The organism is Kitasatospora sp. NPDC097691, assembly GCF_040302665.1.
In the GTDB taxonomy this organism is placed as follows: Bacteria; Actinomycetota; Actinomycetes; order Streptomycetales; family Streptomycetaceae; genus Kitasatospora.
Genome location: NZ_JBEORY010000006.1, coordinates 186,703 through 210,860 on the forward strand (window position 1 = coordinate 186,703; position 24,158 = coordinate 210,860).

Annotated in this window: 19 protein-coding genes and 2 pseudogenes; 11 read left to right on the forward strand and 10 right to left on the reverse strand. The window is 71.9% G+C overall.

All coding sequences use genetic code 11. The features are described 5' to 3' along the window. Positions 1 to 354: 354 nt before the first annotated feature. Positions 355 to 2,652, reverse strand: a complete 2,298-nt coding sequence (locus ABTY56_RS06800; RefSeq protein ID WP_502893039.1) for a SpoIIE family protein phosphatase — start codon at positions 2,650 to 2,652, stop codon at positions 355 to 357. Between the two features lie 429 nt (positions 2,653 to 3,081). Continuing rightward, positions 3,082 to 3,972 carry a LysR family transcriptional regulator gene (locus ABTY56_RS06805; protein ID WP_350627276.1) on the reverse strand — a complete coding sequence of 297 codons (891 nt, stop codon included), beginning with the start codon at positions 3,970 to 3,972 and terminating at the stop codon, positions 3,082 to 3,084. Between the two features lie 120 nt (positions 3,973 to 4,092). Between ABTY56_RS06805 and ABTY56_RS06810 the strand changes: the two genes are divergently transcribed. The 7 genes and pseudogenes from ABTY56_RS06810 to ABTY56_RS06840 all read left to right on the forward strand — a co-directional run bounded on the left by ABTY56_RS06810 (position 4,093) and on the right by ABTY56_RS06840 (position 11,185). Then, positions 4,093 to 5,286 carry an MFS transporter gene (locus ABTY56_RS06810; RefSeq protein ID WP_350627278.1) on the forward strand — a complete coding sequence of 398 codons (1,194 nt, stop codon included), beginning with the start codon at positions 4,093 to 4,095 and terminating at the stop codon, positions 5,284 to 5,286. A gap of 60 nt (positions 5,287 to 5,346) precedes the next feature. Continuing rightward, positions 5,347 to 6,201: an SDR family NAD(P)-dependent oxidoreductase gene (locus ABTY56_RS06815; RefSeq protein WP_350627280.1), complete on the forward strand. Its 855-nt coding sequence runs from the start codon at positions 5,347 to 5,349 to the stop codon at positions 6,199 to 6,201. A 19-nt stretch (positions 6,202 to 6,220) separates the two neighbouring features. Continuing rightward, positions 6,221 to 6,541: pseudogene (locus ABTY56_RS06820) on the forward strand (nuclear transport factor 2 family protein); the annotation flags it as partial. Positions 6,542 to 6,631: 90 nt separating this feature from the next. Next, a complete protein-coding gene (locus tag ABTY56_RS06825; protein WP_350627319.1) occupies positions 6,632 to 7,861 on the forward strand; it encodes a glycosyltransferase in 1,230 nt (409 codons plus the stop codon). Between the two features lie 43 nt (positions 7,862 to 7,904). Beyond that, the gene (locus ABTY56_RS06830; RefSeq protein ID WP_350627282.1) at positions 7,905 to 8,804 is read left to right on the forward strand and encodes an NAD-dependent epimerase/dehydratase family protein; all 900 of its coding nucleotides are present in this window, start codon (positions 7,905 to 7,907) and stop codon (positions 8,802 to 8,804) included. Further along, on the forward strand, positions 8,797 to 9,627 hold the full coding sequence (locus ABTY56_RS06835) for an MBL fold metallo-hydrolase (RefSeq protein ID WP_350627284.1): 831 nt from the start codon (positions 8,797 to 8,799) through the stop codon (positions 9,625 to 9,627). Before ABTY56_RS06830 ends, ABTY56_RS06835 begins: the two co-directional genes overlap by 8 nt. A 283-nt stretch (positions 9,628 to 9,910) precedes the next feature. Then, on the forward strand, positions 9,911 to 11,185 hold the full coding sequence (locus ABTY56_RS06840) for a M23 family metallopeptidase (RefSeq protein ID WP_350627286.1): 1,275 nt from the start codon (positions 9,911 to 9,913) through the stop codon (positions 11,183 to 11,185). Positions 11,186 to 11,342: 157 nt separating this feature from the next. Here the strand turns inward: ABTY56_RS06840 and ABTY56_RS06845 are convergent. Beyond that, positions 11,343 to 11,489: pseudogene (locus ABTY56_RS06845) on the reverse strand (flavodoxin family protein); the annotation flags it as partial. A gap of 360 nt (positions 11,490 to 11,849) precedes the next feature. Between ABTY56_RS06845 and ABTY56_RS06850 the strand changes: the two are divergent. Next, entirely contained in the window at positions 11,850 to 13,130 is a 1,281-nt protein-coding gene (locus ABTY56_RS06850; protein WP_350627288.1) for an ATP-binding protein, read from the forward strand. Between the two features lie 57 nt (positions 13,131 to 13,187). Here ABTY56_RS06850 and ABTY56_RS06855 read toward each other — a convergent pair whose 3' ends face one another. Further along, a complete protein-coding gene (locus ABTY56_RS06855) occupies positions 13,188 to 14,360 on the reverse strand; it encodes an NADH:flavin oxidoreductase (RefSeq protein WP_350627289.1) in 1,173 nt (390 codons plus the stop codon). Between the two features lie 238 nt (positions 14,361 to 14,598). Between ABTY56_RS06855 and ABTY56_RS06860 the strand changes: the two genes are divergently transcribed. Next, positions 14,599 to 15,771: an alanine racemase gene (locus ABTY56_RS06860; RefSeq protein ID WP_350627291.1), complete on the forward strand. Its 1,173-nt coding sequence runs from the start codon at positions 14,599 to 14,601 to the stop codon at positions 15,769 to 15,771. 48 nt (positions 15,772 to 15,819) lie between these two features. On the opposite strand, the gene ABTY56_RS06865 is transcribed toward ABTY56_RS06860, so the two are convergent. Then, entirely contained in the window at positions 15,820 to 16,518 is a 699-nt protein-coding gene (locus tag ABTY56_RS06865) for a hypothetical protein (RefSeq protein WP_350627293.1), read from the reverse strand. A gap of 206 nt (positions 16,519 to 16,724) precedes the next feature. On the opposite strand from ABTY56_RS06865, the gene ABTY56_RS06870 reads away from it, so the two are divergent. Continuing rightward, complete coding sequence (locus ABTY56_RS06870; RefSeq protein WP_350627294.1) at positions 16,725 to 17,135, forward strand: hypothetical protein; 411 nt, start codon at positions 16,725 to 16,727, stop codon at positions 17,133 to 17,135. 102 nt (positions 17,136 to 17,237) lie between these two features. On the opposite strand, the gene ABTY56_RS06875 is transcribed toward ABTY56_RS06870, so the two are convergent. The 5 genes from ABTY56_RS06875 to ABTY56_RS06895 are packed head-to-tail and all read right to left on the reverse strand — an operon-like array spanning position 17,238 to position 23,026. Further along, positions 17,238 to 18,014, reverse strand: coding sequence for a 3-oxoacyl-ACP reductase (locus tag ABTY56_RS06875; RefSeq protein ID WP_502893037.1), 777 nt, complete (start codon positions 18,012 to 18,014; stop codon positions 17,238 to 17,240). Beyond that, positions 18,011 to 19,384, reverse strand: coding sequence for an aldehyde dehydrogenase family protein (locus tag ABTY56_RS06880; RefSeq protein ID WP_350627297.1), 1,374 nt, complete (start codon positions 19,382 to 19,384; stop codon positions 18,011 to 18,013). Before ABTY56_RS06880 ends, ABTY56_RS06875 begins: the two co-directional genes overlap by 4 nt. Next, positions 19,381 to 20,109, reverse strand: coding sequence for a gamma-glutamyl-gamma-aminobutyrate hydrolase family protein (locus ABTY56_RS06885; protein ID WP_350627298.1), 729 nt, complete (start codon positions 20,107 to 20,109; stop codon positions 19,381 to 19,383). The genes ABTY56_RS06880 and ABTY56_RS06885 overlap by 4 nt, the downstream gene beginning before the upstream one ends. Further along, positions 20,106 to 21,464, reverse strand: a complete 1,359-nt coding sequence (locus ABTY56_RS06890; protein ID WP_350627299.1) for a glutamine synthetase family protein — start codon at positions 21,462 to 21,464, stop codon at positions 20,106 to 20,108. Before ABTY56_RS06890 ends, ABTY56_RS06885 begins: the two co-directional genes overlap by 4 nt. Further along, the gene (locus ABTY56_RS06895) at positions 21,461 to 23,026 is read right to left on the reverse strand and encodes an amino acid permease (RefSeq protein ID WP_350627300.1); all 1,566 of its coding nucleotides are present in this window, start codon (positions 23,024 to 23,026) and stop codon (positions 21,461 to 21,463) included. Before ABTY56_RS06895 ends, ABTY56_RS06890 begins: the two co-directional genes overlap by 4 nt. Before the next feature lie 230 nt (positions 23,027 to 23,256). On the opposite strand from ABTY56_RS06895, the gene ABTY56_RS06900 reads away from it, so the two are divergent. Then, positions 23,257 to 23,991, forward strand: coding sequence for a FadR/GntR family transcriptional regulator (locus ABTY56_RS06900; RefSeq protein ID WP_350627320.1), 735 nt, complete (start codon positions 23,257 to 23,259; stop codon positions 23,989 to 23,991). The last annotated feature ends 167 nt before the right edge of the window (positions 23,992 to 24,158 follow it).

Here is a 24,158-nt window from a genome sequence, read left to right on the forward strand (position 1 = left end):
GACTGCCGGACGCGTCGTCGGCGCCGGTCAGGACGATCCGGTGGCGATCGGCCCGCTCGGAATCATTCCTACCAGTCGTGAGCGAACAGCTTGGATGTGTGATCGACCTGAGGGCTTGAAGTGATTGTTTCAAGCCGGTCATGTGAAAGATGTTGCATCTTCTACAGAAGTCAGAGCTTCGGTTCGCGGCGAATCCTGCGCGCGGAAACCGGAGATCCTTCGCCCGGACGGCCACCGCACCGCAAGGCCTGCGGCCTTGATGCACCCCTTGTGACGGTCGTTACGCGAACAGGATGGCGCGATGACACCAGGTGACCGCGCGCCCGCTTCGAGGCAGTGGATCGCCGGAGCCGCTCAAAGCCGGACGGTGAACCAGATGGTCTTGCCGCTGCCGCTGGGGCGGACCCCCCAGTCGTCGGCCAGGGCGTCGACGATGACGAGTCCCCGGCCGGACTCCTCCTCGCTCGTGGCGAGGCGGGGGTGGGGCAGCTGGGAGCTGCGGTCGCCGATCTCGACGGTGAGTTCGGTGCTGGTGCGGCGCAGCAGCAGTTCGATCGGCCCCCGGCCGTGCTGGACGGAGTTGGTGAGGATCTCGGACAACAACAGGCAGGCGTCGTCGGTCCGCTCGATGCAGCCCCAAGCGGTGAGCGTCTTGGTGAGGAAGGCGCGGGCCTCGCCGACGGAGGAGGGAACGGTGGGCAGGTCGGTGGCGGCGGTGGCCAGCGGGGCGGCGGGAAGCTGCAGCAGGAGGAGGGTGACGTCGTCGTTGTGGCCGTCGGTGTCGGGCAGCACGGCGGAGAGGACGTGGTCGGCGACGGCTTCCAATCCGCTGTCGCCGGTGAAGGCACGGCCGACGGTCGCGACCAACTCGGTGATCCGGGCGTCGATGTCGCCGCCGGGGATCTCGACCAGGCCGTCGGTGTAGAGCAGCAGGGTGGCGCCGGGGGGTACGGCCAGACAGGCCTGCTGGTGGGGAATGCCGCCGACGCCCAGCGGGGCACTCACGGGGGCCGACAGCGTCCGGACGGTCTCGCCGGGGGTGGCGACGAGGACGGGCAGGTGTCCGGCCGAGCAGATCGTGACCTGGCCGGTGTCCGGGGCGATCACGAGGTAGCAGCAGGTGACCAGCTGGTCGGGCAGCTCGAGGTCGGTGACGGCCGCGTCCAGGGCCTGCATCAGCCGGCGGGGTTCCATGCCGGTCTTGGCCAGTGCGTGGGCGGCGGAGCGCAGCTGCCCCATGACGGCGGCCGCCTCCAGCCCGCGGCCCATGACGTCGCCGATCAGGACGCCGACGCGGCCGGCGCCCAGGGGGATGAGGTCGAACCAGTCGCCGCCGACCCCGGCGCCCTGGGTAGCGGGCAGGTAGCGGCTGGCGGTGGCCAGGCCCGGGATGGCGGGTGGGGTGCCCATCAGGCTGCGCTGCAGGGTGAGGGCGATGTGCCGCTGCTGTTCGTACAGGGCGGTGAGTTCCGCCTCCGCTCGCTTTCGGTCGCTGATGTCGCGGACGATGGCGCAGGCACCGGTCACCGTGCCGTCGGCGGTCCGGGTGGGCCACAGCGTCACGTCCACGTCGATCAGCCGGCCGGTGCGGGTGACCCGCAGCGTCTCGAAGTGCTCGACCTTCTCGCCGTCCCCCAGGCGCTTCAGCAGTGCCGTGACGTCTTCCCGGTGCTCGGGCGGCGCCAGCATGGCGACATGGCGGCCGAGCGCCTCGGCGGCCGTGTAGCCGTACAGCGAGTGGGCGGCGGCGTTCCAGTAGGTGATGCGGCCGTCGAGGGTCTTGGCGAGGATGGCGTCCTGGGAGGACTCGACCAGGGCGGCGAGCTCGTTGATGCGGGCTTCGGCGGCCTTGCGGTCGCTGACGTCGCGTACGGCGGCGGAGAAGAGCAGGCCGTCCGCGGTCTCCAGGGGGCTGAGGCTGATCTCGACGGGGAACTCGGTGCCGTCCTTGCGCAATCCGTGCAGCTCCAGCCCCGCCCCCATCGGGCGGACCTGCCGGTTGGCCGCGTACTCGTTGCGATGCCGGTGGTGCTGGTCCCGGAACCGCGTCGGCACCAGCAACTCCACCGGGTGTCCCAGCAGTTCCTCGCGCGGGTACCCGAACAGGGCCTCCGTCTGGGCGTTGACCAGGGTGATGGTCCCCGCGTCGTCGGTGATCACCATCGCGTCCGGCGCCGCCTCCAGCAGTGCACGGAAGCGGGCTTCGGCGGCCTTGCGGTCGCTGACGTCGCGTACGGCGGCGGAGAAGAGCAGGCCGTCCGCGGTCTCCAGGGGGCTGAGGCTGATCTCGACGGGGAACTCGGTGCCGTCCTTGCGCAGGCCGTGCAGTTCCAGTCCTGCGCCCATCGGGCGGACCTGCCGGTTCGCGGCGTACTCGTCGCGGTGCCGGTGGTGCTGGTCCCGGAAGCGCGTGGGCACCAGCAACTCCACGGAGCGTCCGAGCAGTTCCTCGCGCGGGTACCCGAACAGGGCCTCCGTCTGGGCGTTGACCAGGGTGATGGTCCCCGCGTCGTCGGTGATCACCATCGCGTCCGGCGCCGCCTCCAACAAGGAGCGGAAGCGTTCCTCCACCGTCCCGACAGCCGCCGTGACACCCCGGCGGCCCGTCCCCTGGCCCGCAGCCGTGTCCTCGTCCGGTCTCCGGCCCACCACGTCGCCCACGCCTGCTCCCTTGCCTTGCCGTACCGGCGGTGCTGCTCCACCCCAGCGCATCAGGACTCCGGGCGCTTACGTATGTCCGCTATTGGTTGCTGACATTTCAATATTTCCGAAAGAAGATCATAAATGACCAATTACCGCGTGGCTTGGGCCCGCTCACAACTGCGGCAGTGGCCTGGCGGCTTCAGAAACCGCTATGAGACATGTCAATGGCGAAGCCCCGGCCAACGGATTCCGTCATGATGCATCGACGGCCGCTCCCCGTCACGCGAAATTCGCAGACCGGGGTCTACTCGCGTAGACAGCGGTGGGCCATCCTGGTGCGATGCCGGCGCTCGAAGCCCGCCCCCGTTCCCCGGGAACCGCGGGCGGTGGCGCCGGACGGATCGGCCGGCCCCGCGCCGGAGCACGTCCGCGTCACGCTCAGAAGTGCAGCGCGCCGATGTCGCGGACGGTCCGGGCGAGGGCCCGGATGAGCTCGTTCTCGGTGTCGCGGCGCCACACCAGGCCGTAGGGAATCGTCCCCATCTCGGGAATGGGGACGAACTGCACATGGGACATGGACCAGTAGCGGGTGACATGCGACGGGAAAGGGTGGACGATCTCGCCGGTGATGACGAGATGGATCAGCTCATCGGCGTTGGTGGCCGACTCGATGCGTTCGATCTCTCTGCCCCGGGGCGTGTAGAACGAGAGGTAGCCGTCCTCCCAGAAGTCGGGCATCGCGGGGGGCATGGCATGGCCGAAGTCCCCCAGCGCCTCGACCGAGATCTGGCTTCGTCCGGCGAGTTCGTGGTCCGCGGCGACAGCCAGCACACGAGGGTCGTGGAAGAGGACCGGGCCAGTGGTGAGATCGGGCTCGTCCACCGGTAGCCAGGTGACGAAGACGTCCATGTCGCCGTCGCGGAGCCGCTCGAACGGTTCGACGTACGGCGCCCTGCGGATCTGCAGCTCCCACTCGGGGTGGCGGGAGCGGAACCCCTCCCAGTAGTGGTGCAGGTCGGGCACGTTGAAGGGCATCATGCCGACCCGCAGACGTGCGGTCTTGCCGCGGGCCGCCAACCGGGCACGTTCGAGGCTGTCCCGCAGGTGCGTGTGGACCGGCCGCAGATCGGCGCACAGCTGCCGGCCGAGCGGGGTCAGGCGGACCTGGCGGCGGTTGGAGCGGTCGAACAGCAGACCCCCGATCTGCCGCTCCTGACGGGCGATCACCTGGCTGACCCGCGCCTGGGTGAGGTGCAGTCGGGCGGCTGCTCTGCCGAAGTGCAGTTCCTCCGCCAAGGTCAGGAATATCTCGATCTCGCGCATTTCCATGCTGCCGAACCCCAGTCATAAGCACGATTTATCGGATCTTACTGATCTTGGACGTTGATGGGTTCGCCGATCGACTGAAGGATCGTCAGCAGACCCCAACCCCTACCGGACCGGAGTGCCATGACCATCGTCGACACCGAGAAGCCGCCCACCACGTCAGGCGGCGACCGGGTGCCTCTCACGAGCTGGCTCGCCGTCGTCACCATGGCGGTCGGGACGTTCGCGCTGGTGACGGTCGAATCACTGCCGGTGGGGCTGCTTCCCCTCGTCGGAGGAGACCTCCACGTCTCCGAGGGCACCGCGGGCCTGATGGTGACCGTCCCCGGCCTGGTCGCCTCCGTCACCGCGCCGCTGCTCCCGGTGGCGATCGGACGGCTCGACCGGCGGGTCGCGCTGATCGGCCTGATCACCCTGATGGTCCTGGCCAACGGACTGTCGGCCGTGGCGCCCGACTTCACCGTCCTGCTGGGCGCGCGCTTCCTCATCGGGATCAGCATCGGCGGCTTCTGGTCGCTCGCCGCCGGCCTCGCCGTGCGGCTGGTGCCGGACCGGTTCGTCCCCCGGGCCATGTCGGTGGTCTTCGGCGGCGCCACGGCGGCCAACGTCCTCGGCGTACCGGTCGGGACGCTGATCGGCGGCCTCGCGGACTGGCGTACCGCGTTCGTGGTCGCGGGCGCACTGGGCCTCCTCGTGCTGGTGGGCCTGCTCTTCCTGCTGCCTTCGACGCCCGCCCGACAGGTCGTCCAGCTGCGTACCCTGCCGCAGCAGTTCCGCCACCCCGTGGTACGCGCCGGCGTCATCGCCACGTTCCTCCTGGTCGGCGGCCACTTCGCCGCCTTCACCTTCGTCAGCCCGATCCTGCGGACCGTCTCGGGGATCGGCGAGGGCGCGATCGGCCCGCTCCTGCTCGGCTTCGGCGTCGCCGGCATCCTGGGCAACTTCCTCGCCGGCGCGGCCGCGGAGCGGAACGTCCGCGCGACCATCGTCACCCTCAGCGTCCTGCTCACCGCGGTCCTCGCGGTCTTTCCCCTCGCCGGCCGCACCCCGGTCGGCGGGACCCTGCTGCTGCTGGGCTGGGGGCTGGCCTTCGGCGGCGTGCCCGTCGGCGTCCAGACGTGGATCCTCAAGGCGGCACCCGACTCGGCCGAGGCGGCCACCGCCCTGAACACCTCCGTCTACAACCTGGCCATCGCCCTCGGGGCCCTGCTCGGCGGAGCCGTCGCCACCGGCCTCGGCACGAGCGCTGTCCTGACGGCCGGGGCCCTCTTCGCCCTCCTCACCGTTCTCGCCGTCCGGAGCGCCCCGCGCGCCTGAACAGCGTGCCGCGTCCGCCCGGCGCGCCCTCACGATCTCCCGAAGACAGGAGCACCGACCGTGCACGCCCCCGCCCGACCCACCAGCCGCGTCTGGTTCATCACCGGCGCCAGCCGCGGTCTCGGCCGCGCCTTCGCCGAGGCAGCCCTGACGGCCGGCGACCGCATCGTGGTCGCCGCCCGCACCACGACCGCGCTGGACGAGCTCGCGAGCGCCCACCCCGGTCGGGTCCTGCCCCTGACGCTGGACGTGACCGAACGGGACGCCGTGTTCGCCGCCGTCGCCGAGGCGGTCGGCCACTTCGGACGGCTCGACATCGTCGTCAACAACGCCGGAATGCTCTCGATGGGCATGGTCGAGGAGTTCACCGAAGCCGAGGCGCGCGCCCAGCTGGACGTCAACTTCTTCGGCGCGCTCTGGGTGAGCCAGGCCGTCATGCCCGTGCTGCGCGAACAGCGCTCCGGTCACCTCGTGCAGGTCTCCAGCATCGCCGCCCTGGGCGGCTTCCCCAGCACCGGCCTGTACAGCGCCGGCAAGTTCGCCCTGGAAGGCCTCAGCGAAGCCCTCGCCGCGGAGGCCGCCTCCTTCGGGGCCAAGGTGAGCATCCTCCAGCCCGGCGGCTACTGGACCGACCTCTACACCGCGATGCACAGCACCAGCCCCCTGGAGGCGTACGCGCCGCTCCGGGAGAAGCTGGCCGAGCAGTTCGCCGAGGGCTCGGTCGACAGCGATCCGAAGCTCGCCGCGGCCGCGCTGATCGAGCTGGTCGACAGCGACGAGCCGCCGCTGCGCCTCCTCCTGGGCAGCATGGTCTACGACCTCGCCTTCGAGATCGCCCGTACCAGGGCGGACACCTGGGCGGCGTGGGAACACGTCAGCCGCGCCGCGGAACACGCGATCACCGGTCCGGCCTGACGGCCCGGGAAGAGGCAGCATGTCGTTCCGCACCACGGCCGACGTCGTCCACCGCTTCAACCGCGCCTTCATCCACCACGACGTCTCGCTGCTCGTCGACCTGCTCGCCGACGACTGCGTGATGGAGACGAAACAGCCCGCCCCCGACGGGGCCCGCTACGAAGGCCGCGCCGCGTGCCTGCAGTTGTGCCGGGCACTCGCCGAGGACCGAACCAGGCAGTACGAGCCGGAGGCCGTCGTCATCACCGGTGAGCGGGCGACCGTCCGCTGGCGGTGCCGCTTCGGCGACGGCCCGGCCGACACGGTCCGCGGCGTGACGCTCACCCTCGTCCGGGACGGCCTGATCGTCGAGGCCCTCGGCTACAGCAAGACCTCGGACGGCAGCCGGCCGGGCGAGGCCGAATCCACGGACACCATCCGGAGTCAAGACATGCGTGTGTTGTTGGTGGCGTACGGTTCGCGCGGCGACGTCGAGCCGATGCTCGGACTCGGCACCGCCCTGCGCGACCTCGGCGCCGAGGTACGCGTGTGCGCCCCACCCGACTTCGCGGAGCTGTCGGACGGCGTCGGCATCCCCCTGGTGCCGCTCGGCCGGTCGCTGCGCGAGACGGCGACCAAGGCGGTGACCGGCACGGCGAAGCCCCCGGCGGAGAGCCTGTCCGAGCGCGCGGCCCGGATGGTCGCCGCCACGTTCGAATCCGTCGCGGCTGCAGCTGAGGGATGCGACGCAGTGGTGGCGACCGGTCTGATCCCGGCAGCCGCCGCTGCCCGCGCGGCGGCCGAGGAACTGGGCATCCCCTACCTGTTCGTCGCCTTCTTCCCGAGCTGTCTGCCGTCGCCGCACCACCCGCCGCTCGCGTGGCCGGGCCGGCCGCTCCCGCCGGACGAGACCGACAACCGGGTGCTCTGGGACCAGAACGCGGAACACCTGAACGCGCTGTTCGGCGAGGCGATCGACACCCACCGGGCGGCCATCGGCCTGCCGCCGGTGGACGACGTCCGCGACCACGTCCTCACCGACCGTCCGTGGCTGGCGGCCGACCCGCTGCTCAGCCCGTGGCCACAGTCGGCGGACCTCGACGTGGTGCAGACCGGGGCATGGATCCGGCCGGACGAACGGCCGCTCCCGGCCGAGCTGGAGGCCTTCCTGGACGCCGGTGAACCACCCGTCTACGTGGGCTTCGGCAGCATGCCCGTGCGCGACGCGCCGGACGTCGCCCGGGCGGCCGTCGAGGCGGTCCGCGCCCGGGGACACCGCATCCTCCTCTCCCGCGGCTGGGCCGACCTGGCGTCGACCGACGAGGACGGCGACTGCTTCCCGGTCGGCGAGGTCAACCACCAGGCGTTGTTCGGCCGGGTCGCCGCCGTGGTGCACCACGGCGGCGCCGGTACCACGACGACGGCCGCCCGGGCCGGTGCACCCCAGGTCCTGGTGCCCCAGATGGCGGACCAGCCGTACTGGGCCGGCCGGGTGGCCGAGCTGGGTATCGGCGTGGTGCACGAGGGTCCGACGCTGACCTTCGACTCCCTGTCCGCGGCGCTCGGCGAGGCCCTGACCCCCGGCACCCGCGCACGGGCGAGGGACCTGGCCGCCGCGATCCGCACCGACGGCGCGACGGTGGCCGCGGAGCTGCTGCGGAACACCGTCGATCCCTCGTAACCCCTGCTGTCGCACCTCTGTCGATCATTCGAAAGGAAGAAACGTGAAGGTACTCGTACTGGGTTCCACCGGCTACATCGGGTCCGCCGTGACACGGCGGCTGACGGCGGACGGCCACCAAGTGGTCCACTTCGTCAAGGACGCCGGGCGGCTCGGCCCCGACGCGGCGTCACGCGTGGGTGATCTGGGCGACCCGGCCTCGCTGCGGGCCGCCGTCACCGATGACATCGATGCCGTGCTGAACCTCGCCACGCCGACCGGCGACGAGACGGCGGACGCGGCGGCCGTCGACGCGCTGACCGAGCGGTTGCGCGGCACCGGGCGGGCGTTCGTGTACACCAGCGGTGTGTGGGTGCTCGGCGCCACCGGGGACACCGCGGTCGACGAGGACGCCGCCGCGGACGCGATCGCCATCGTCGGCTACCGCCCGCGCATCGAGCAGCGCGTCCTGGCGACCGCCGCCGGGGACGTGCGCGCCGTGGTGCTGCGGCCCGGCATCGTCTACGGCCACGGCGGCGGCATACCCGGCCTGATGACCGGCTGGGCGAAGGAGCACGGCACCGGCCGGTACGTCGGCTCGCCGGCCACCCGCTGGCCGATGGTGCACGTGGACGACCTCGCCGAGCTGTTCGTGCTGGCCCTGACCAAGGCCGAGCCGGGGAGCTTGCTGCACGGCGTGGCCCACGAGGCCGTGCCGGTCGCCGCGCTCGCCGCCGCCACCGACATCGCCGCGGGGGGCACCGGCCGGGCCGAGACCTGGCCGCAGGAGCAGGCAGCCGACGTCGTGGGCGCCCCGTTCGCCGAGGCCCTGGCGCTGAACCAGGTCGTGTCCGGGCGCCGCGCCGTCACCGAGCTGGGCTGGCGGCCCAGCCGACCGTACGTCCTGACCGAGCTGGCCGCGCCGGCCGCGCCGGCCGAGCTGACGGGAGGCGACCGTGGCTGACCTCACCGGCTGCACCCTGCCCATCTGCCGCACCTGCGGCACCCAGTACGCCGCCACCCGCCCCGACTGCCCGGTCTGCCTGGACGAACGCCAGTACGTCGGGGCCGACGGCCAGCAGTGGACCAGCCTCGCCGAACTGCGTGCCGAGGGCCACGAGGGACGCTTCGAGGAGCAGGGCCCGGACGTGCTCGGCATCGGCTGCACCCCCTCCTTCGCCATCGGCCAGCGGGCCCTGCTCGTGCGCACGGCCGGCGGCAACGTGCTGTGGGACTGCGTGCCCTACCTCGACGACGCGGTGATCCGCGAGGTGGAGAAGGCCGGCGGGATCGACGCGATCGTCGTCAGCCACCCGCACTTCTACTCCGCCGTCGTCGAGTGGGCCCACGCCTTCGACGCACCCGTGTACCTGCACGAGGCCGACCGGCAGTGGGTCGGGCGCCCCGACCCCGCCCTGCACTTCTGGAACGGCCGGACCCATCGGCTGACCGACGAACTGACGCTGATCAACCCCGGAATCCACTTCCCGGGCAGCACGGTCATGCACCGGAACACGGGGGAGGGCGCGCTGTTCACCGGCGACGTGGTCAACGTCTGCCCGGACCGCCGCTGGGTCACGATCATGTACAGCTACGCCAACCACATCCCGGAGCGCCCCGACGCCGTGCGCGCTGCCGGCGAACTGCTCGCCGGCTACCACTTCGAGCGGATCTACGGGGCGTGGTGGGACCGCGTCGTCACGAGCGACGGCAACGAGGTCCTGGCCCGGTCGGTGGACCGGTACCTGCGCTTCGAACAGGCGCTGCCGACGGAGGCCCGCTCATGACGACGACGGAACACGTCCACCAGCACTGACCGCAGCACGCTGCAGAGCGACCGGCCTGCCGGGCGGACGGACACCGTACACGGCCTCGGACATCACGGAGCCTCCGGCACCGTCCCCCGGCAGCCTGTCGGACTGCCGATGCGGCTGGACGGGTGTAGTTCGGCAGCCGACTTCGGCGGCCTCCGGCCGAAGCGGCGGGCCGCCCGGTTACATGAGCCTGCGCCGCGGTGCGGGGCGTACCGGCGTCGTTCACGGCCCCGGGCCCGACGGACGAAAGAGCACAATGGCAGAGCGCGACCCTCGCAACCGCACCGTCCGCAGCCCTCGACGTCGCGGACGCGCCGCCGCCGTGTTCGCGTCCGCCGTACTGGTGGCCGCCGCGGGACCGGGATTCGGGACCGGCGCGGCCGCCCTGGCACCCGGCACCCAGTTCACGCCGCTGACGGCCGCGGTGATGACCGAGCCGACGCCGTTCGACGCCACGGACGGCAGGACGCACCTCTCGTACGAACTGCTCACCACGAGCGCACTGTCCAGCAGCACCCCGCTGCGGCTCGACCGGGTCGACGTCCAGGACGCCCGCACCCACCGGGTCATCGGCTCGCTGAGCGGGCAGCCGCTGGCCGACGCCGCCAATCCGGTGGGCGACCCCCTGCCCGGTGCGGACGCGTACACCCCGGCGCCGCCGGGGCCCACGCCGACCGTCATCCAGGGCTCCCAGCAGTGGATCATCTGGCTCGACCTGACCCTCGACCGCGGTCAGCCGGTGCCCGAGGTCCTCGAACACCACCTCTCGGGTGCCGTCCTGACCCCCTCCGGCCCGTCCGCGTTCGAGGAGACGGTGCAGGCCACCCCGACCTCCCGCACCGCGCCGTTGAACCTGAACGCGCCCGTCCGCCCCGGCACCTGGTACGCCAGCGAGTCCTGCTGCGGCAACACCCACCACCGGCGAGGACTCGCCCCGATCAACGGCCGCTTCGACGTGCCGCAGCGCTTCGCGATCGACTGGTACCGGCTCGGCGAGCAGGGGCAGGCCTGGGAGGGCGACCCCGCGCGGCTCACCAGCTACCTGAGCTACCGCCAGCCGGTCGTGGCCGCGGCCGGCGGCAGAGTGGTGGAGGTCCAGGACGGGATCCCGGACAACCCGCCGCCCGTCACGCCGCCCGTCCCGCCGATCGAGGACACCGTCGGCAACCACATCACCCTGGAAGTCGCACCGGGCCGCTACCTGCTCTACGCCCACCTCGAAGCCGGCACGCTCGACGTCCGGGAGGGCGACTGCGTCGAACCCGGCCAGGTCCTCGGACTGATCGGCAACAGCGGCAACTCCACCACGCCCCACCTGCACTTCCAGGTGATGACCACGGCCGAGTTCTTCCCGACCGACAGCCCGCCGTTCACCTTCCGGAGCTTCCGCGTCCTCGGACAGGTCGAACCCCGGATCTGGGACGACAACCTGGGCCTGCAACCGACCGGCGTCCTCCCGATCACACCCTCACCGTACGACGGCCCCCACCGTGCCCAGTACCCGCTCGACCGCGAGGTGCTGGACTTCTGACCGGTCAATCTCCAGCCGCCAACAGGGTTGCTCTTACAAGGGTTTCACCGTGTGCGCAAGCCTGGGGCCGGACGGCTGTCGGGGGTGAAGCCGCGGGCGACCGGCGCCGTGGACGGGTCGAGCAACTCAGCTGACGCTGACGATCGGGCGCCGTGATGAGGATCGACGAGCAGGCGTACAGCCGCTCGATGACCTTCTTCATCACGGAGGAGTTGTCCCCGAGCCACACCGGTCCGGCCAGCGTGAGGATGTCGGCGGCCATCACCTGGGAGTAGATCACCGGCCACTCGTCGGTCTCCCAGCCACGAAGTCCTCCTCCAGGAGCCGTGGGAGCCCGATCGGGGTGGTGGTCGGGTCGTGGACTCCCCGCACAGCTCACCAGTCCGGTGTGATGGGCGCCTGTGCAGCTGGGCCGGACGTCTGACGGCCGGCCGTTCGGTCGCCCTGTCGTTCGGCCGTCCTGCGGCTCCCGTCCGGCCGCAGCTTCGGCGGTCACCGCCCGACTGCGTACCGCTACGGGCGGCGGGCCGGCCCGACGCGTTCTGGTCGCCCGCCGCGACCGCCGCGCGGACAATGGCCCCGAGGGGGACCCGGGACGAAGGACAGCCTTCGCGGGCGCAGCGCACCGGGGCCGTGCAGGGGCTCGGGGGCCGAGGAGGAAGCCGTGCCAGTGTGGCACCTGCGGGACTTCCACGACGACGACCTGGACCGGGCGATCCAGCTGTGGGACCAGGGCCGGCACACCGACCTGTCCCTCCCCGTCTTCCCCGTCTCCGACGTGGTCGCCGCGGCCCGCGCGGGCCAGCCGGCCGTGGTCGCCCTGGTCGGGGAGGAGCTGGTCGGCATGGCGGTCGCCCGAGCCGAGGGCGAGCGCGGATGGATCATGATCGTCGCCCTGTCCGGCGCGTGGCGCAACCGTGGCCTGGGCAGCGCGTTGATCACCCAGATCGAACAACGTCTGCGAGCGAAGGGAGTGCGGCGGTTCAGCGCGGTCCTCACCCCGGGCTCGACCGGGACGGCGGCCCTGGAGAACTCCGGTTACCGCCAGGTGAGCGGTCTGGTCTACTACGAGAAGCTGGAACACCTGGACGCGGGAGACGCGGGGCTGCTCGCCCAGCTCGGCGGCCGGGTCATGCCGCCCGGCCTGTGGGAGCGGCTCGCGGGTATGCACGCGGCCAAGGACGCCATCGAACGACGGATCGTGCTCCCGCTCACCGAACCGGAGTTGGCCGAGCGTTACGGAGTCCGCCCACCCAAAGCGGTCATCCTCTTCGGTCCGCCCGGAACCGGGAAGACCACGTTCGCCAAGGCGGTTGCCTCACGACTGGGCTGGCCGTTCGTGGAACTTTTCCCCTCGCGCCTGGCGGCCGACGCCGACGGGGCCCTCGCCGCCTCCCTGCGCGAGGTCTTCGCGGACCTGGCCGAACTCGACAGCGTGCTGCTCTTCATCGACGAGGTCGAGGAGATCGCCGCTGCCCGCTCAGGCACCGCCGTCGACCCCGGACACGGTGTCACCAACGAACTCCTCAAACTCATCCCGGCGTTCCGCGACCACGACGACCGACTGCTCGTCTGCGCCACCAACTCGCTGCGCACCCTCGACTCGGCGTTCCTGCGCCCGGGCCGCTTCGACTACATCATCCCCGTCGGTCCGCCCGACGCCGTCGCGCGCGAGGCGATCTGGCGCCGCTACCTCGGGCCCACCGCGCAGAGGGTCGATCTCGACAGGTTGGTCACCGCCAGCGAGATGTTCACCCCCGCCGACATCGAGTACGCCGCCCGCAAGGGCTCCCAGCAGGCCTTCGAGAACGAGATCACCCACCGCGCCGGGATCCCCGCCGGCACCGACGACTTCCTCGCGGCGATCGCCGCCACGCGCCCCACCCTCACGGCGCAGGCCCTGGAGACCTTCAACGAGGACATCGAGCGCCACGTCCGGACCTGAGACCGGCGGCCCCGGCCGGGGCGCAGCGTGCGTCGGCCGGGGGCCTCGGGGAGGGGGTCAGCTGAGGCTGCGGAGGGCGGCCGCGTCGTAGGGGTTCAGGTCGGCGAAGCGGCCGGCGAGGACCTTGGCGGCCCACTGCGGGTCCTGGAGGAGGGCGCGGCCGACGGCGACCAGGTCGAACTCGTCGCGCTCCAGGCGGTCGAGCAGGTTGTCGATGCCCTGGACCGGGGCGCCCTCGCCCATGAAGGCGCGGACGAAGTCGCCGTCGAGGCCGACCGAGCCGACGGTGATGGTGGGGCGGCCGGTGAGCTTCTTGGTCCAGCCGGCCAGGTTGAGGTCCGAGCCGTCGAACTCGGGGAGCCAGTAGCGGCGGGTCGAGGCGTGGAAGGCGTCGACGCCGGCCTCGGCGAGCGGGGTGAGGATCGCCTCCAGCTCCTGCGGGGTCTCGGCGAGGCGGGCGTCGTAGTTCTCCGACTTCCACTGCGAGTAGCGGAAGATCACCGGGAACTCCGGCGAGACGGCGGCGCGCACCGCGGCGACGAGCTCGGCGGTGAACTTCGTCCGGGCGACCGGGTCGCCGCCGTACTCGTCGGCGCGGCGGTTGGTGCCCGCCCACAGGAACTGGTCGAGCAGGTAGCCGTGGGCGCCGTGCAGCTCGACGCCGTCGAAGCCGATCCGCTCGGCGGCCGCGGCGGCCTCGGCGAACGCGCCGATGACGGCATCCAGGTCGGCGCGGGTCATCGCCCGGCCCGCTCCCTCGGTGCCGTCCAGCCGGATGCCGGACGGGCCGACGGCGGGGGCGTCGGCGAACGGCGGGTCGCCCTGCTTGCGCACCATGCCGATGTGCCACAGCTGCGGCACGATGGTGCCGCCCGCCGCGTGGACGTCCTCGGCGACGCGGGCCCACCCGGCCAGCTGCTCCTCGCCGTGGAAGCGCGGGATGTCGTCGGTCTGCCCGGCGGACTCGTGGCCGACGTACGTCCCCTCGGTGACGATCAGGCCGACGCCCGCGGCGGCGCGGCGGGCGTAGTACGAGCGCACGTCCTCGCCGGGCACGCCGCCGGGGGAGAACCTGCGGGTCATCGGCGCCATCACGATGCGGTTGGGCACGGTCAGCCCGTTGATCGTGACGGGCCGGGACAGGATCTCGGCCGCGCGGGAGGCCGCGGGCGCGGCGGTCTCGGCGGACGACGCGGACGTGGCGGACGGGACGGGCTCGGTGACGGTCATGGGGATCCTCGTGGGTACCGGTGGTGTGCGCCGGGGCGGAAACGGTTGCCCGTGCCAACCACCTCCGCGGCGTCCGCATTTCGTCGGCCGCGCGGATCCCGCTGTGATCCCCGCCACTGCCCGCCGGTGGGGCCCGGTCGCCACATCTCGAACATTCGGTCGAACGGAGCGGGAGGGGTGACCACCGTTGACACGTCGGCGATCATGTCCGGTGCGGTTCGAATCGAAAGGAACGCAGATGAGCGGAATCCCGGCGGAGATCGACACCCCGGACATCATGGTCGAGCTCGACGTGCTCGAACGGAACATCGAGCGCATGGCCGCGACCCTGCGGGCCAAGGGCCTGCGGCTGCGCCCGCACGCCAAGACCCACAAGATGCCGGAGATCGCCGCGCGGCAACTCGCGGCAGGGGCCGTCGGGCTGACGGTCGCGACCATCGGGGAGGCCGAGGTCTTCGCCGAGCACGGCGCCACCGACCTCTTCGTCGCCTATCCGCTGTGGATCGGGCCGCGGCAGGCGGAGCGGCTGCGGCGGCTCGCCGGGTCGGCGAGGATCGCGATCGGGGTGGACTCCGTCGAGGCGGCCGAGGCGGCGGGCCGCCACCTCGGGGCCGCGGCGGGCGACATCGAGGCCGTGGTGGAGATCGACAGCGGCCACCACCGCAGCGGCGTCCTCCCGGAGCAGGTCGTGGCGGTGGCCCGGGCGGCGGCCGGGGCGGGGCTCCGCGTCGGGGGAGTGTTCACCTTCCCGGGGCACAGCTACGCGCCGGGCATGCCCGTGAAGGCGGTCGAGGAGGAACAGCGGGCCCTCGGGCAGGCAGCCGGACTGCTCGCGGCCGCCGGCTTCGAGATCACGCGGGTGAGCGGCGGATCCACCCCGACCGCGGAGCTGACCGGGGCTGCGGAGGTGAGCGGGGCCGCCGAGGTCGGCGAGGCGTCGGAGTCGGGCGGGGCTTCGCCGTCGGGCGGGGCGCCGGCGCTCACCGAGGTGCGGCCGGGCGTCTACGTGTTCGGCGACGCCCAGCAGTTCGAACTCGGACGGTGCACCCTCGCGGACATCGCGCTGACGGTCGCGGCGACCGTCGTCAGCAGGCACGAGGGCGACGACACCGTGCCCCGGCGGGTCGTCCTGGACGCGGGCAGCAAGGTCCTCGGCGGTGACCGGCCCGCATGGGCGACCGGCTTCGGCCGGCTCATGGACCACCCCGAAGCCCGCATCACGGCGCTCTCCGAGCACCACGCCACCGTCGTCTGGCCCGACGGCAGCGACCTGCCCGCACTGGGGGAGCGGCTGCGGGTGATTCCCAACCACGTCTGCGTCGCGGTGAACCTCGTCGACGACGTCGCCGTGGTCAGGGGTGGCGAGCTCGTGGACCGCTGGCGCGTGGCCGCCCGCGGCAGGAACGCCTGACCAGGGCACCTTCGGGGGCCGGATCCCGCTTCACCGCGGGATCCGGCTTCACTGCAGGATGTTGATCGCGCGGGCGATCACCAGGCCGGCCAGGATGAGGGAGGTCGCGGCCTCCACCATCATCAGCAGTTTGGCCCATCTCCTGATCGCGGAGATGTCGGTGGGGCTGAAGGCGGTCGCGGTCCAGAAGGACAGTGACAGGTAGTCGGTGAAGTTCGGTACCCAGTCGGGCGGCGCGTGGGCGCTGTGCTGCATCTCGGGGAACACGAACGTGGGCGGCACGTCGGGCCGGTTGGCACGGGCGGCGGCGCCGCCGCGGTCCAGGTCCCAGTACCAGAGCGCGAAGGCGATCACGTTCGTCACCCAGGTCACGCCCCCGGTGGCCAGCAGGCCGGTGGCGTTGTTGGCGAACAGCTTGTTGTTGGTCAGGATGTCCGTCACCAGGTGGATGCCCGCGTGCAGGTTCGACGCGGTGACGAAGGCGATCAGGGCCTCGGTGACCACCCGCAGCCAGGTCTTCTGACGGTCGATCCGCCCGGGGTCACCGATGATCAGCACCGCCAGCAGCGTGAACATCACCACCGGAACCAGCCAGACGGGGTCCAGCCGGTACGACGCCGGCAGCGCCACGTGGAGCACCGCGGCGGTCGCGACCGCCACCCCCACCGGCCACCAGTGCTCGCCCCGCTCGGTGGCCCGAGCGGGTGCGACCGGCGGCGGACCGGCTGGGCCGGGGCTTGGTGGCATGCCTCATTGTCACCTCGCCGACCCGGTTGCGCGGTGTTGCCGACGCCGCGCGCCGTGCGGCACAAGATCGCCGACTGTTACCCGATGGTGACGTTCCGTCCACAACCGATCCTGGGCAGCGGGTGTCCTTACAGATGGCAGACCCCGAACGGCGGTACGTACGCCTTCGGGCCGGACAACCACCTCCCCTCGAAAGGGGTGCACCCGTGATCGTCTCCAAGCGGAACTCCCTGCGCCTGGCCGCCGTGGCCACCCTCGGCGCGCTCTCCCTCGGGCTGGCGGGCACCGCCGTGGCCGCCGCCCCCGTCGCCCAGCCGGTCGCCGTCGGCCAGCCGGCCGCCGCGCACGCCGCCATCACCGCCAAGCCGTCGGTCTCCTCCGTCCAGGCGTGGCAGCTGTTCCGTGTCACCGGCACGACCACCGGCCTCACGGCGGGCAGCAAGGTGACGCTGCAGCAGAAGCAGCACGGCACCTGGGTCACGCTGCCCGCCTCCGTCACCACCGCCCGCAACGGCTCCTACTCGCTCGGCGTGAAGCTCGGCCTCAAGGGCCTGAACGAGCTGCGCATCGTCAGCGGGGGCACCGCCTCCGCCGTGTTCACCGTCACCGTGCGCTGACCTTCGGGAACCCGGGACCGCAGGACCGCGCGAACACGAGAAGGCCCGCCCGTCCCCTGCGGAGGGGGCGGGCGGGCCGTCGGCGTCCTGCGGAGCAGGTCGTTACTGCGGTGTCACGTAGGCGCCGGAGATGCCGCCGTCGACGAGGAAGGTGTTGGCGGTCATGAACGACGAGTCGTCGGAGGCGAGGAAGGCGACCGCGGCGGCGATCTCCTCGGGCTCGGCGAAGCGGCCGAGCGGGATGTGGACCAGTCGGCGGGCGGCCCGCTCCGGGTCCTTGGCGAACAGTTCCTGCAGCAGCGGGGTGTTCACCGGGCCGGGGCAGAGCGCGTTGACCCGGATGCCCTCGCGGGCGAACTGCACGCCCAGCTCGCGGGACATGGCCAGCACGCCGCCCTTGGAGGCGCTGTAGGAGATCTGCGAGGTGGCCGCGCCCATCACCGCGACGAAGGAGGCGGTGTTGATGATCGAGCCCTTGCCCTGGCGCTGCATGTGCGGGATCGCGTACTTGCAGCACAGGTAGACGCTGGTCAGGTTGACCTCCTGGACCCGCTTCCAGGCGTCCAGGCCGGTGGTGAGGATGGAGTCGTCGTCCGGCGGGGAGATGCCCGCGTTGTTGAAGGTGATGTCGAGCCGGCCGTACTCGTCGACGGCCCGCTGGAAGAGGTCGCGCACCGCGTCCTCGTCGGTGACGTCGGCCTGGATGAACAGGCCGCCGACCTCGTTCGCGGCCTTGGCGCCGGTCTCGGCGTCGAGGTCGACGCAGACCACCTTCGCGCCTTCGGAGGCGAAGCGGCGGGCGGTGGCCAGGCCGATGCCGCTGCCCGCGCCGGTGATGACGGCCACCCGGCCGTCGAGTCGCTTGGTCATCGTGATCATTCCTCCGTGGAGATGAAGACGTTCTTGGTCTGGGTGAAGGCGTCGAGGGCGTCCGGGCCGAGCTCGCGGCCGAGGCCGGACTGCTTGAATCCGCCGAAGGGCGTGGTGTAGCGCACCGAGGAGTGCGAGTTGACGGAGAGGTTGCCGGCGTCGACGCCGCGCGAGACCCGCAGGGCCCGGCCGATGTCCCTGGTCCAGATGGAGCCGGACAGTCCGTACTCGGTGGCGTTGGCGATGCGCAGGGCGTCCTGTTCGTCGCGGAACGGGACGACCGTGACGACCGGGCCGAAGATCTCCTCGGTGAAGGCGGGGTCGTCGTGCCGCACCGGCGCGAGCACGGTCGGCGGGTACCAGAAGCCGGGCCCGTCGGGGGCGCTGCCGCGGATGGCGACGGCCGCCCCGTCCGGGACGTAGGAGGAGACCCTGGCCCGGTGGGCGGCGGAGATCAGCGGGCCCATCTCGGTCTTCTCGTCGGCCGGGTCGCCGACCCGCACGCCGCGTACGGCCGGCTCCAGCAGCGCCAGGAAGTCGTCCAGGACGGATGCCTCGACCAGGATCCGGGAGCGGGCGCAGCAGTCCTGGCCGGCGTTGTCGAAGACGGCGTAGGGCGCGGTCGCGGCGGCCTTGGCGAGGTCGGCGTCGGCGAAGACGATGTTGGCGCTCTTGCCGCCGAGTTCGAGGGTGACGGGCTTCACCTGGGCGGCGCAGCCCGCCATGATCTCCTTCCCGACCCGGGTCGAGCCGGTGAACACCACCTTGCGCACGTCGGGGTGGGTGACGAAGCGCTGTCCGACGACCGGGCCGCGGCCGGGCAGGACCTGCAGCACGCCTTCCGGGATCCCGGCTTCCAGGGCGAGTTCGCCGAGGCGCAGGGCGGTGAGCGGGGTGAGTTCGGCCGGTTTGACGATGACGGTGTTGCCGGCGGCCAGTGCCGGGGCGAGGGCCCAGGCGGCGATCGGCATGGGGAAGTTCCACGGCACGATGACGCCGACCACGCCGATCGGTTCCTGGAAGGTGACGTCGATGCCGCCGGCGACGGGGATCTGCCGGCCGAACAGCCGCTCGGGCGCGGCGGCGTAGTACTCGATGACGTCCCGCGCGTTGCCCGCCTCCCAGCGGGCGTTGCCGATGGTGTGGCCGGCGTTGGCGACCTCCAGTGCGGCGAGGTGGTCGCGGTCGGCGTCGACGGCGGCGGCGAAGGCGCGCAGCAGCCGGGCCCGGTCGGCGGGGGCGATGCGGCGCCAGGTGTCGAAGGCGGCGCGGGCGCGGGCGACGGCGGCGTCGGTCTCGGCGAGGCCGGCCAGTTCGACGGTGGTGATCACCTCCTCGGTGGCGGGGTTGACGACCTCGTAGAGGTCCGGTTCGGTCATGGAGCTGTCTCCCTGTGCGTGGGGGTGGTCTGGCCGGCGGCGACCAGGGCCTGGAAGAGGCGCAGGTCGTCGGGGTTCGTCTCGGGGTGCCACTGGACGCCCAACGCGAAGCGGTGGCCCGCCAGTTCGAGTGCTTCGACGGTGCCGTCGGCGCTGCGGGCGGTGACCTGCAGGCCGGCGCCGAGCCGGTCGACGGCCTGGTGGTGGTAGCAGGAGACCTCGGCGGTCGGTCCCAGGACGTCGGCGAGCCGGCTGTCCGCGACCAGGGTGACCCGGTGGCGGACGTAGCGGGCGGGGACGGTCTGGTGACTGCCGTCGGGCAGGTGCTGGAGGAGGGTGCCGCCGAGTTCGACGTTGAGCAGCTGCATGCCGCGGCAGACGCCGAGCACCGGCAGGTCCCGGGTCAGGGCGGTGTGCAGGAGTGCGCTCTCCCAGCCGTCGCGGGCGTGGTGCGGCGGGCCGGTGCGCGGGTCGGCGTCGGCCGCGTACCGGGCCGGGTCGACGTCCGGGCCGCCGGCGAGGACGAGTCCGTCCAGGGCGTCGAGCAGGTGGTCGGCGCCGCCGGGTTGGGGTGGCAGCAGTACCGGGGTGCCGCCCGCGCGGACGACGGCGTCGACGTACGTCTGGGGCACGAGGGAGGCGCGCTGGTTCCAGACGGACCAGGCGGCGTCGTCCTGGTAACTGGTGATGCCGATCAGCGGTCGTCGGCGGTCGTCGCGGGTCACAGCCGCTCGAATCCGCGGCGCCGCTCCCAGTCGGTCACCGCCCTTTCGTAGGAGGCCAGTTCGGTGCGCCCGGCGTGGGTGTAGTGCCGGACGACGTCCTTGCCGAAGGCCTCGGTGGCGACGGCGCTGCGTTCGAACGCGTCGACCGCGTCGCGCAGGGTGGCGGGCACCCGGGGCGCGGCGGAGGCGTACGCGTTGCCGGTGAACTCCGGTTCGAGCTCGAGCTGTTGTTCGATGCCGTGCAGTCCGGCGGCGATCAGGGCGGCGACCGCCAGGTACGGGTTGACGTCGCCGCCGGGGACGCGGTTCTCGAAGCGCAGCGACTGGCCGTGGCCGACGACGCGCAGGGCGCAGGTGCGGTTGTCCCGGCCCCAGGCGATGGCGGTGGGCGCGAAGCTGCCGGGCACGTAGCGCTTGTAGGAGTTGACGGTGGGGGCGAGCAGCAGGGCGAAGTCGGCCAGGCAGGCGAGCTGTCCGGCGAGGAAGTGCTCCATGGTGCGGGAGAAGCCGTGCGGACGGTCACCGGCGAACACCGGGGTGCCCTGCTCGTCGCGCAGGCTCAGATGGATGTGGCAGGAGTTGCCCTCGCGTTCGTCGTACTTCGCCATGAACGTGAGGCTGCAGCCCTCCTGGGCGGCGATCTCCTTGGCGCCGGTCTTGTAGACGGCGTGGTCGTCGCAGGTGGTGAGGGCGTCGGCGTACTTGAAGGCGATCTCGTGCTGGCCGAGGTTGCACTCGCCCTTGGCGGACTCCACGGTGAGGCCGGCGCCGGCCATGCCGTTGCGAAGCCTGCGCAGCAGGGGCTCGATCCGGCCGGTGCCGAGGATGGAGTAGTCCACGTTGTACTGGTTGGCCGGGGTGAGCCGGGTGTAGTCCTTGTCCCAGGCCTGTTCGTAGCTGTCCCGGAAGACGATGAACTCCAGCTCGGTGGCGGCGTGGGCCTGCCAGCCGTAGCCGGCCAGCCGGTCGAGCTGGCGCTGCAGGATCTGGCGGGGGGAGACGGCGACGGGGCTGCCGTCGTGGTGGACGATGTCGCACTGGACCATGACGGTGGCGGGGTGCCAGGGGATGTTGCGCAGGGTGGCGAGGTCGGGGCGCAGCGTCAGGTCGCCGTAGCCGTTCTCCCAGGAGGAGACCTCGTACCCGTCGACGGTGTTCATGTCGACGTCGACGGCCAGCAGGTAGCCGCAGCCCTCCGCGGCGCCGGGCACGACGTCGTCGAGGAAGTACTCGGCGGCGACGCGCTTGCCCTGGAGGCGCCCCTGCATGTCGGTCATGGCGAGCACGACGGTGTCGACGGACCCGTCGGCGACGCGGGTGCGGAGCTCGTCGAGGGTGAGCCGGGGGCTGGTCATCGGATCTCCAGTTCGGTGTCCGGCGCGTCGGGGCCGGGCGGTGTGCCGTGGACGTGCGGCCCGGTGAACCAGTGCCTGGCGGAGGCCAGCCACCAGATGCCGGCGAAGCCGACCACGACGGCCACGGCGACCGGGGTGTAGTTGAAGCTGTCGACGGTGATCGGGCTGGCGGTGGGGAGCATGAACAGGACGGTGATCACCGCGGTCCAGGCGACCGCGACGACGCCGATCGGCCGGCTCCACCGTCCCAGGTGCCAGGGGCCGCGGGGGAAGGCCTCACCCTGGCGCAGCCGCAGGTACACCGGGATGACGTAGGAGATGTAGAGGCCGATGACGGAGATGGAGGTCACGGCGGTGTAGGCGGTGGTGTTCCAGAGCGCGGGCAGGCCGAGCAGCAACGCGCCGCCGGTGGCGAGCCAGACCGCGTTGGTCGGGGTCTGGGTGCGCGGGTCGATGCGGTGCCACAGGCGGGAGCCGGGCAGTGCGCCGTCCCGGGAGAAGGCGTAGATCATGCGGGAGTTGGCGGTGACGGACGCCATGCCGCAGAAGAACTGGGCGCCGATGACGATGAGCAGCAGCAGCTGGGCGCCGCCGGCGCCGATCGCGTCGATGAAGATCTGCGCGGGCGGGACGTCGGTGTCGCTGTTGAGGGCGCCGTCGTAGTCGCGGATCGCGAAGGTGATGCCGAGCAGCAGGACCCAGCCGGCGACCAGGGAGACGGTGATGGCGTTGACGATGCCGCGGGGGCCGGAGCGGGCGGCGTCGTGGGTCTCCTCGGTCATGTGCGCGGAGGCGTCGTAGCCGGTGAGGGTGTACTGGGCCATCAGCAGGCCGAGCAGCGCGACGTAGAACTGGTTGTGGAAGCCGGTCTGGTTGACGAACTCGGTGAGGACGAAGGAGACGGAGGCGTGCCGGTCGGGGAGGACGGCGAGCGCGCCGACGATGACGGCGACGCCGATCAGGTGCCACCACACGGACACGCTGTTGAGGACCGCGACCAGGCGTACCCCGAAGGTGTTGAGCAGGCCGTGCGCCACCAGGATGACGGCGAAGATCTCCATGGTGTGCGCGGGGCTGGCCTCGACGCCGAAGCGGAGGGTGAGGAACGCGTTGGTGAAGAAGGCGGCGCCGTAGTCGACGCTGGCGGTCACCGCGACCTGGCCGAGGAAGTTGAACCAGCCGGTGAACCAGCTCCAGGCCGGGCCGCGGCTGCGGGTCAGCGTGGCGGACCAGTAGTAGAGCCCGCCGGCGGTCGGATAGCTGGAGCAGATCTCGGCCATCGCCAGGCCGACGCAGAGCGTCAGCAGGCCGACCACCGGCCAGCCCCAGATGATCAGGGCCGGGCCTCCGGTCTTCATCCCCGTCCCGTACAGGGTCAGGCAGCCGGAGAGGATCGAGACGATGGAGAAGGAGACGGCGAAGTTGGAGAAGCCCGACATCGAGCGGGCCAGTTCCTGGGTGTAGCCCAGCTCGCGGAGCCGTTGTTCGTCGGCGGAAACGGGAGCGGTCTCCGTCGGAAACGTGTCGGGGGCAGGGTGGTCGGGTGAGCGTGCGTCGGTCATGGGAGCACCCCTGGGGGTTGAGGGTGTGCCGGGGAGCACACGGCCACGACGGCGTGGCGCGGTCGCCCCGGCGGGTTCGACGATCTGACGGCTCTTCAATGGTCTGGAATCAGTCCATTGGGTGGGTGAGCAGCATCGTTCCGGCTGCATCGGGGCCGCGTCAAGAGCAACGGGGGAACAGGTCCAGGAAACCCGTCCGTAGGTACCATTCCGGCGTGGACGTGGACGAAATGCGTGAGCGGGCCCGGCTCGACTGGCAGGCCGAGGCGATCTTCCGCCCGGTCCGGACCGGCAACGCCTTCGAGGAGACCGTCGAACGGCTGCTCCAGGCGATCAAGCTCGGTGTCTTCGGCCTCGGCGACCGACTGCCCGCCGAACGGGACCTCGCCACCCGGCTCGGCGTCAGCCGGGAGACCCTGCGCGAGGCACTCCGCACCCTGCAGCAGGCCGGCTGCGTCGAACCCCGCCGCGGCCGCTACGGCGGCACCTTCGTCACCTACCGGATGCCCGCACCGGACGTCGCCGACCTGCGCCGCGCGGCCCGCGACCTCGGCGGCGCCCTGGAGGACGCACTGGTCTACCGTCAGGTCCTGGAGGTCGGCGCCGCCGAGGCCGCAGCCCGCCACCCCCTCACCCCGGACCAACGGGCCCACCTGGAGCGGCGGCTGACCGACCTGGAGGAAGCCCCGCCGGAGCGGTACCGCCAACTCGACTCGCGCTTCCACCTCGCCATCGGCGAACTCACCGGCTCCCCCACCCTCGCCGCGGCCATCGCCGAGGCCAGGATGCGCCTCAACGACCTGCTCAACGCCATCCCCATGCTGGACCGCAACATCGAACACGCCGCCGACCAGCACCGGGCGATGGTCCGGGCGATCCTCGACGGCGACGCCGACGCCGCCCGACGCGCCACCGAGGAACACCTCGCCGCGACGGCCGCCCTGCTGCGGGGCTTCCTGGCCTGAGGCGTCCGGGGCCTGAAGCCCGGCCGGTGGCTCCCCGGCAGCGGCGTCCTGGCGGTCTGAGGGGGTCCGTGTTCCAGAGATCGCCGTGTTCAAGAAATCGACGGACTCTGACTTAAGAGCCGCTTATGGTTACAGACATTGACGTGTCCGGGCCCGAGCGGGAGGGT

Bases quoted from the DNA above. Each gene is read 5' to 3' on its own strand.
- ABTY56_RS06805 (WP_350627276.1), bottom strand. From the start codon at position 3,972: ATGGAAATGCGCGAGATCGAGATATTCCTGACCTTGGCGGAGGAACTG.
- ABTY56_RS06890 (WP_350627299.1), bottom strand. From the start codon at position 21,464: ATGACCAGCCCCCGGCTCACCCTCGACGAGCTCCGCACCCGCGTCGCC.
- ABTY56_RS06900 (WP_350627320.1), top strand. From the start codon at position 23,257: ATGCGTGAGCGGGCCCGGCTCGACTGGCAGGCCGAGGCGATCTTCCGC.
- ABTY56_RS06825 (WP_350627319.1), top strand. From the start codon at position 6,632: ATGCGTGTGTTGTTGGTGGCGTACGGTTCGCGCGGCGACGTCGAGCCG.
- ABTY56_RS06865 (WP_350627293.1), bottom strand. From the start codon at position 16,518: ATGCCACCAAGCCCCGGCCCAGCCGGTCCGCCGCCGGTCGCACCCGCT.
- ABTY56_RS06880 (WP_350627297.1), bottom strand. From the start codon at position 19,384: ATGACCGAACCGGACCTCTACGAGGTCGTCAACCCCGCCACCGAGGAG.
- ABTY56_RS06895 (WP_350627300.1), bottom strand. From the start codon at position 23,026: ATGACCGACGCACGCTCACCCGACCACCCTGCCCCCGACACGTTTCCG.
- ABTY56_RS06875 (WP_502893037.1), bottom strand. From the start codon at position 18,014: ATGATCACGATGACCAAGCGACTCGACGGCCGGGTGGCCGTCATCACC.
- ABTY56_RS06860 (WP_350627291.1), top strand. From the start codon at position 14,599: ATGAGCGGAATCCCGGCGGAGATCGACACCCCGGACATCATGGTCGAG.
- ABTY56_RS06855 (WP_350627289.1), bottom strand. From the start codon at position 14,360: ATGACCGTCACCGAGCCCGTCCCGTCCGCCACGTCCGCGTCGTCCGCC.
- ABTY56_RS06840 (WP_350627286.1), top strand. From the start codon at position 9,911: ATGGCAGAGCGCGACCCTCGCAACCGCACCGTCCGCAGCCCTCGACGT.
- ABTY56_RS06810 (WP_350627278.1), top strand. From the start codon at position 4,093: ATGACCATCGTCGACACCGAGAAGCCGCCCACCACGTCAGGCGGCGAC.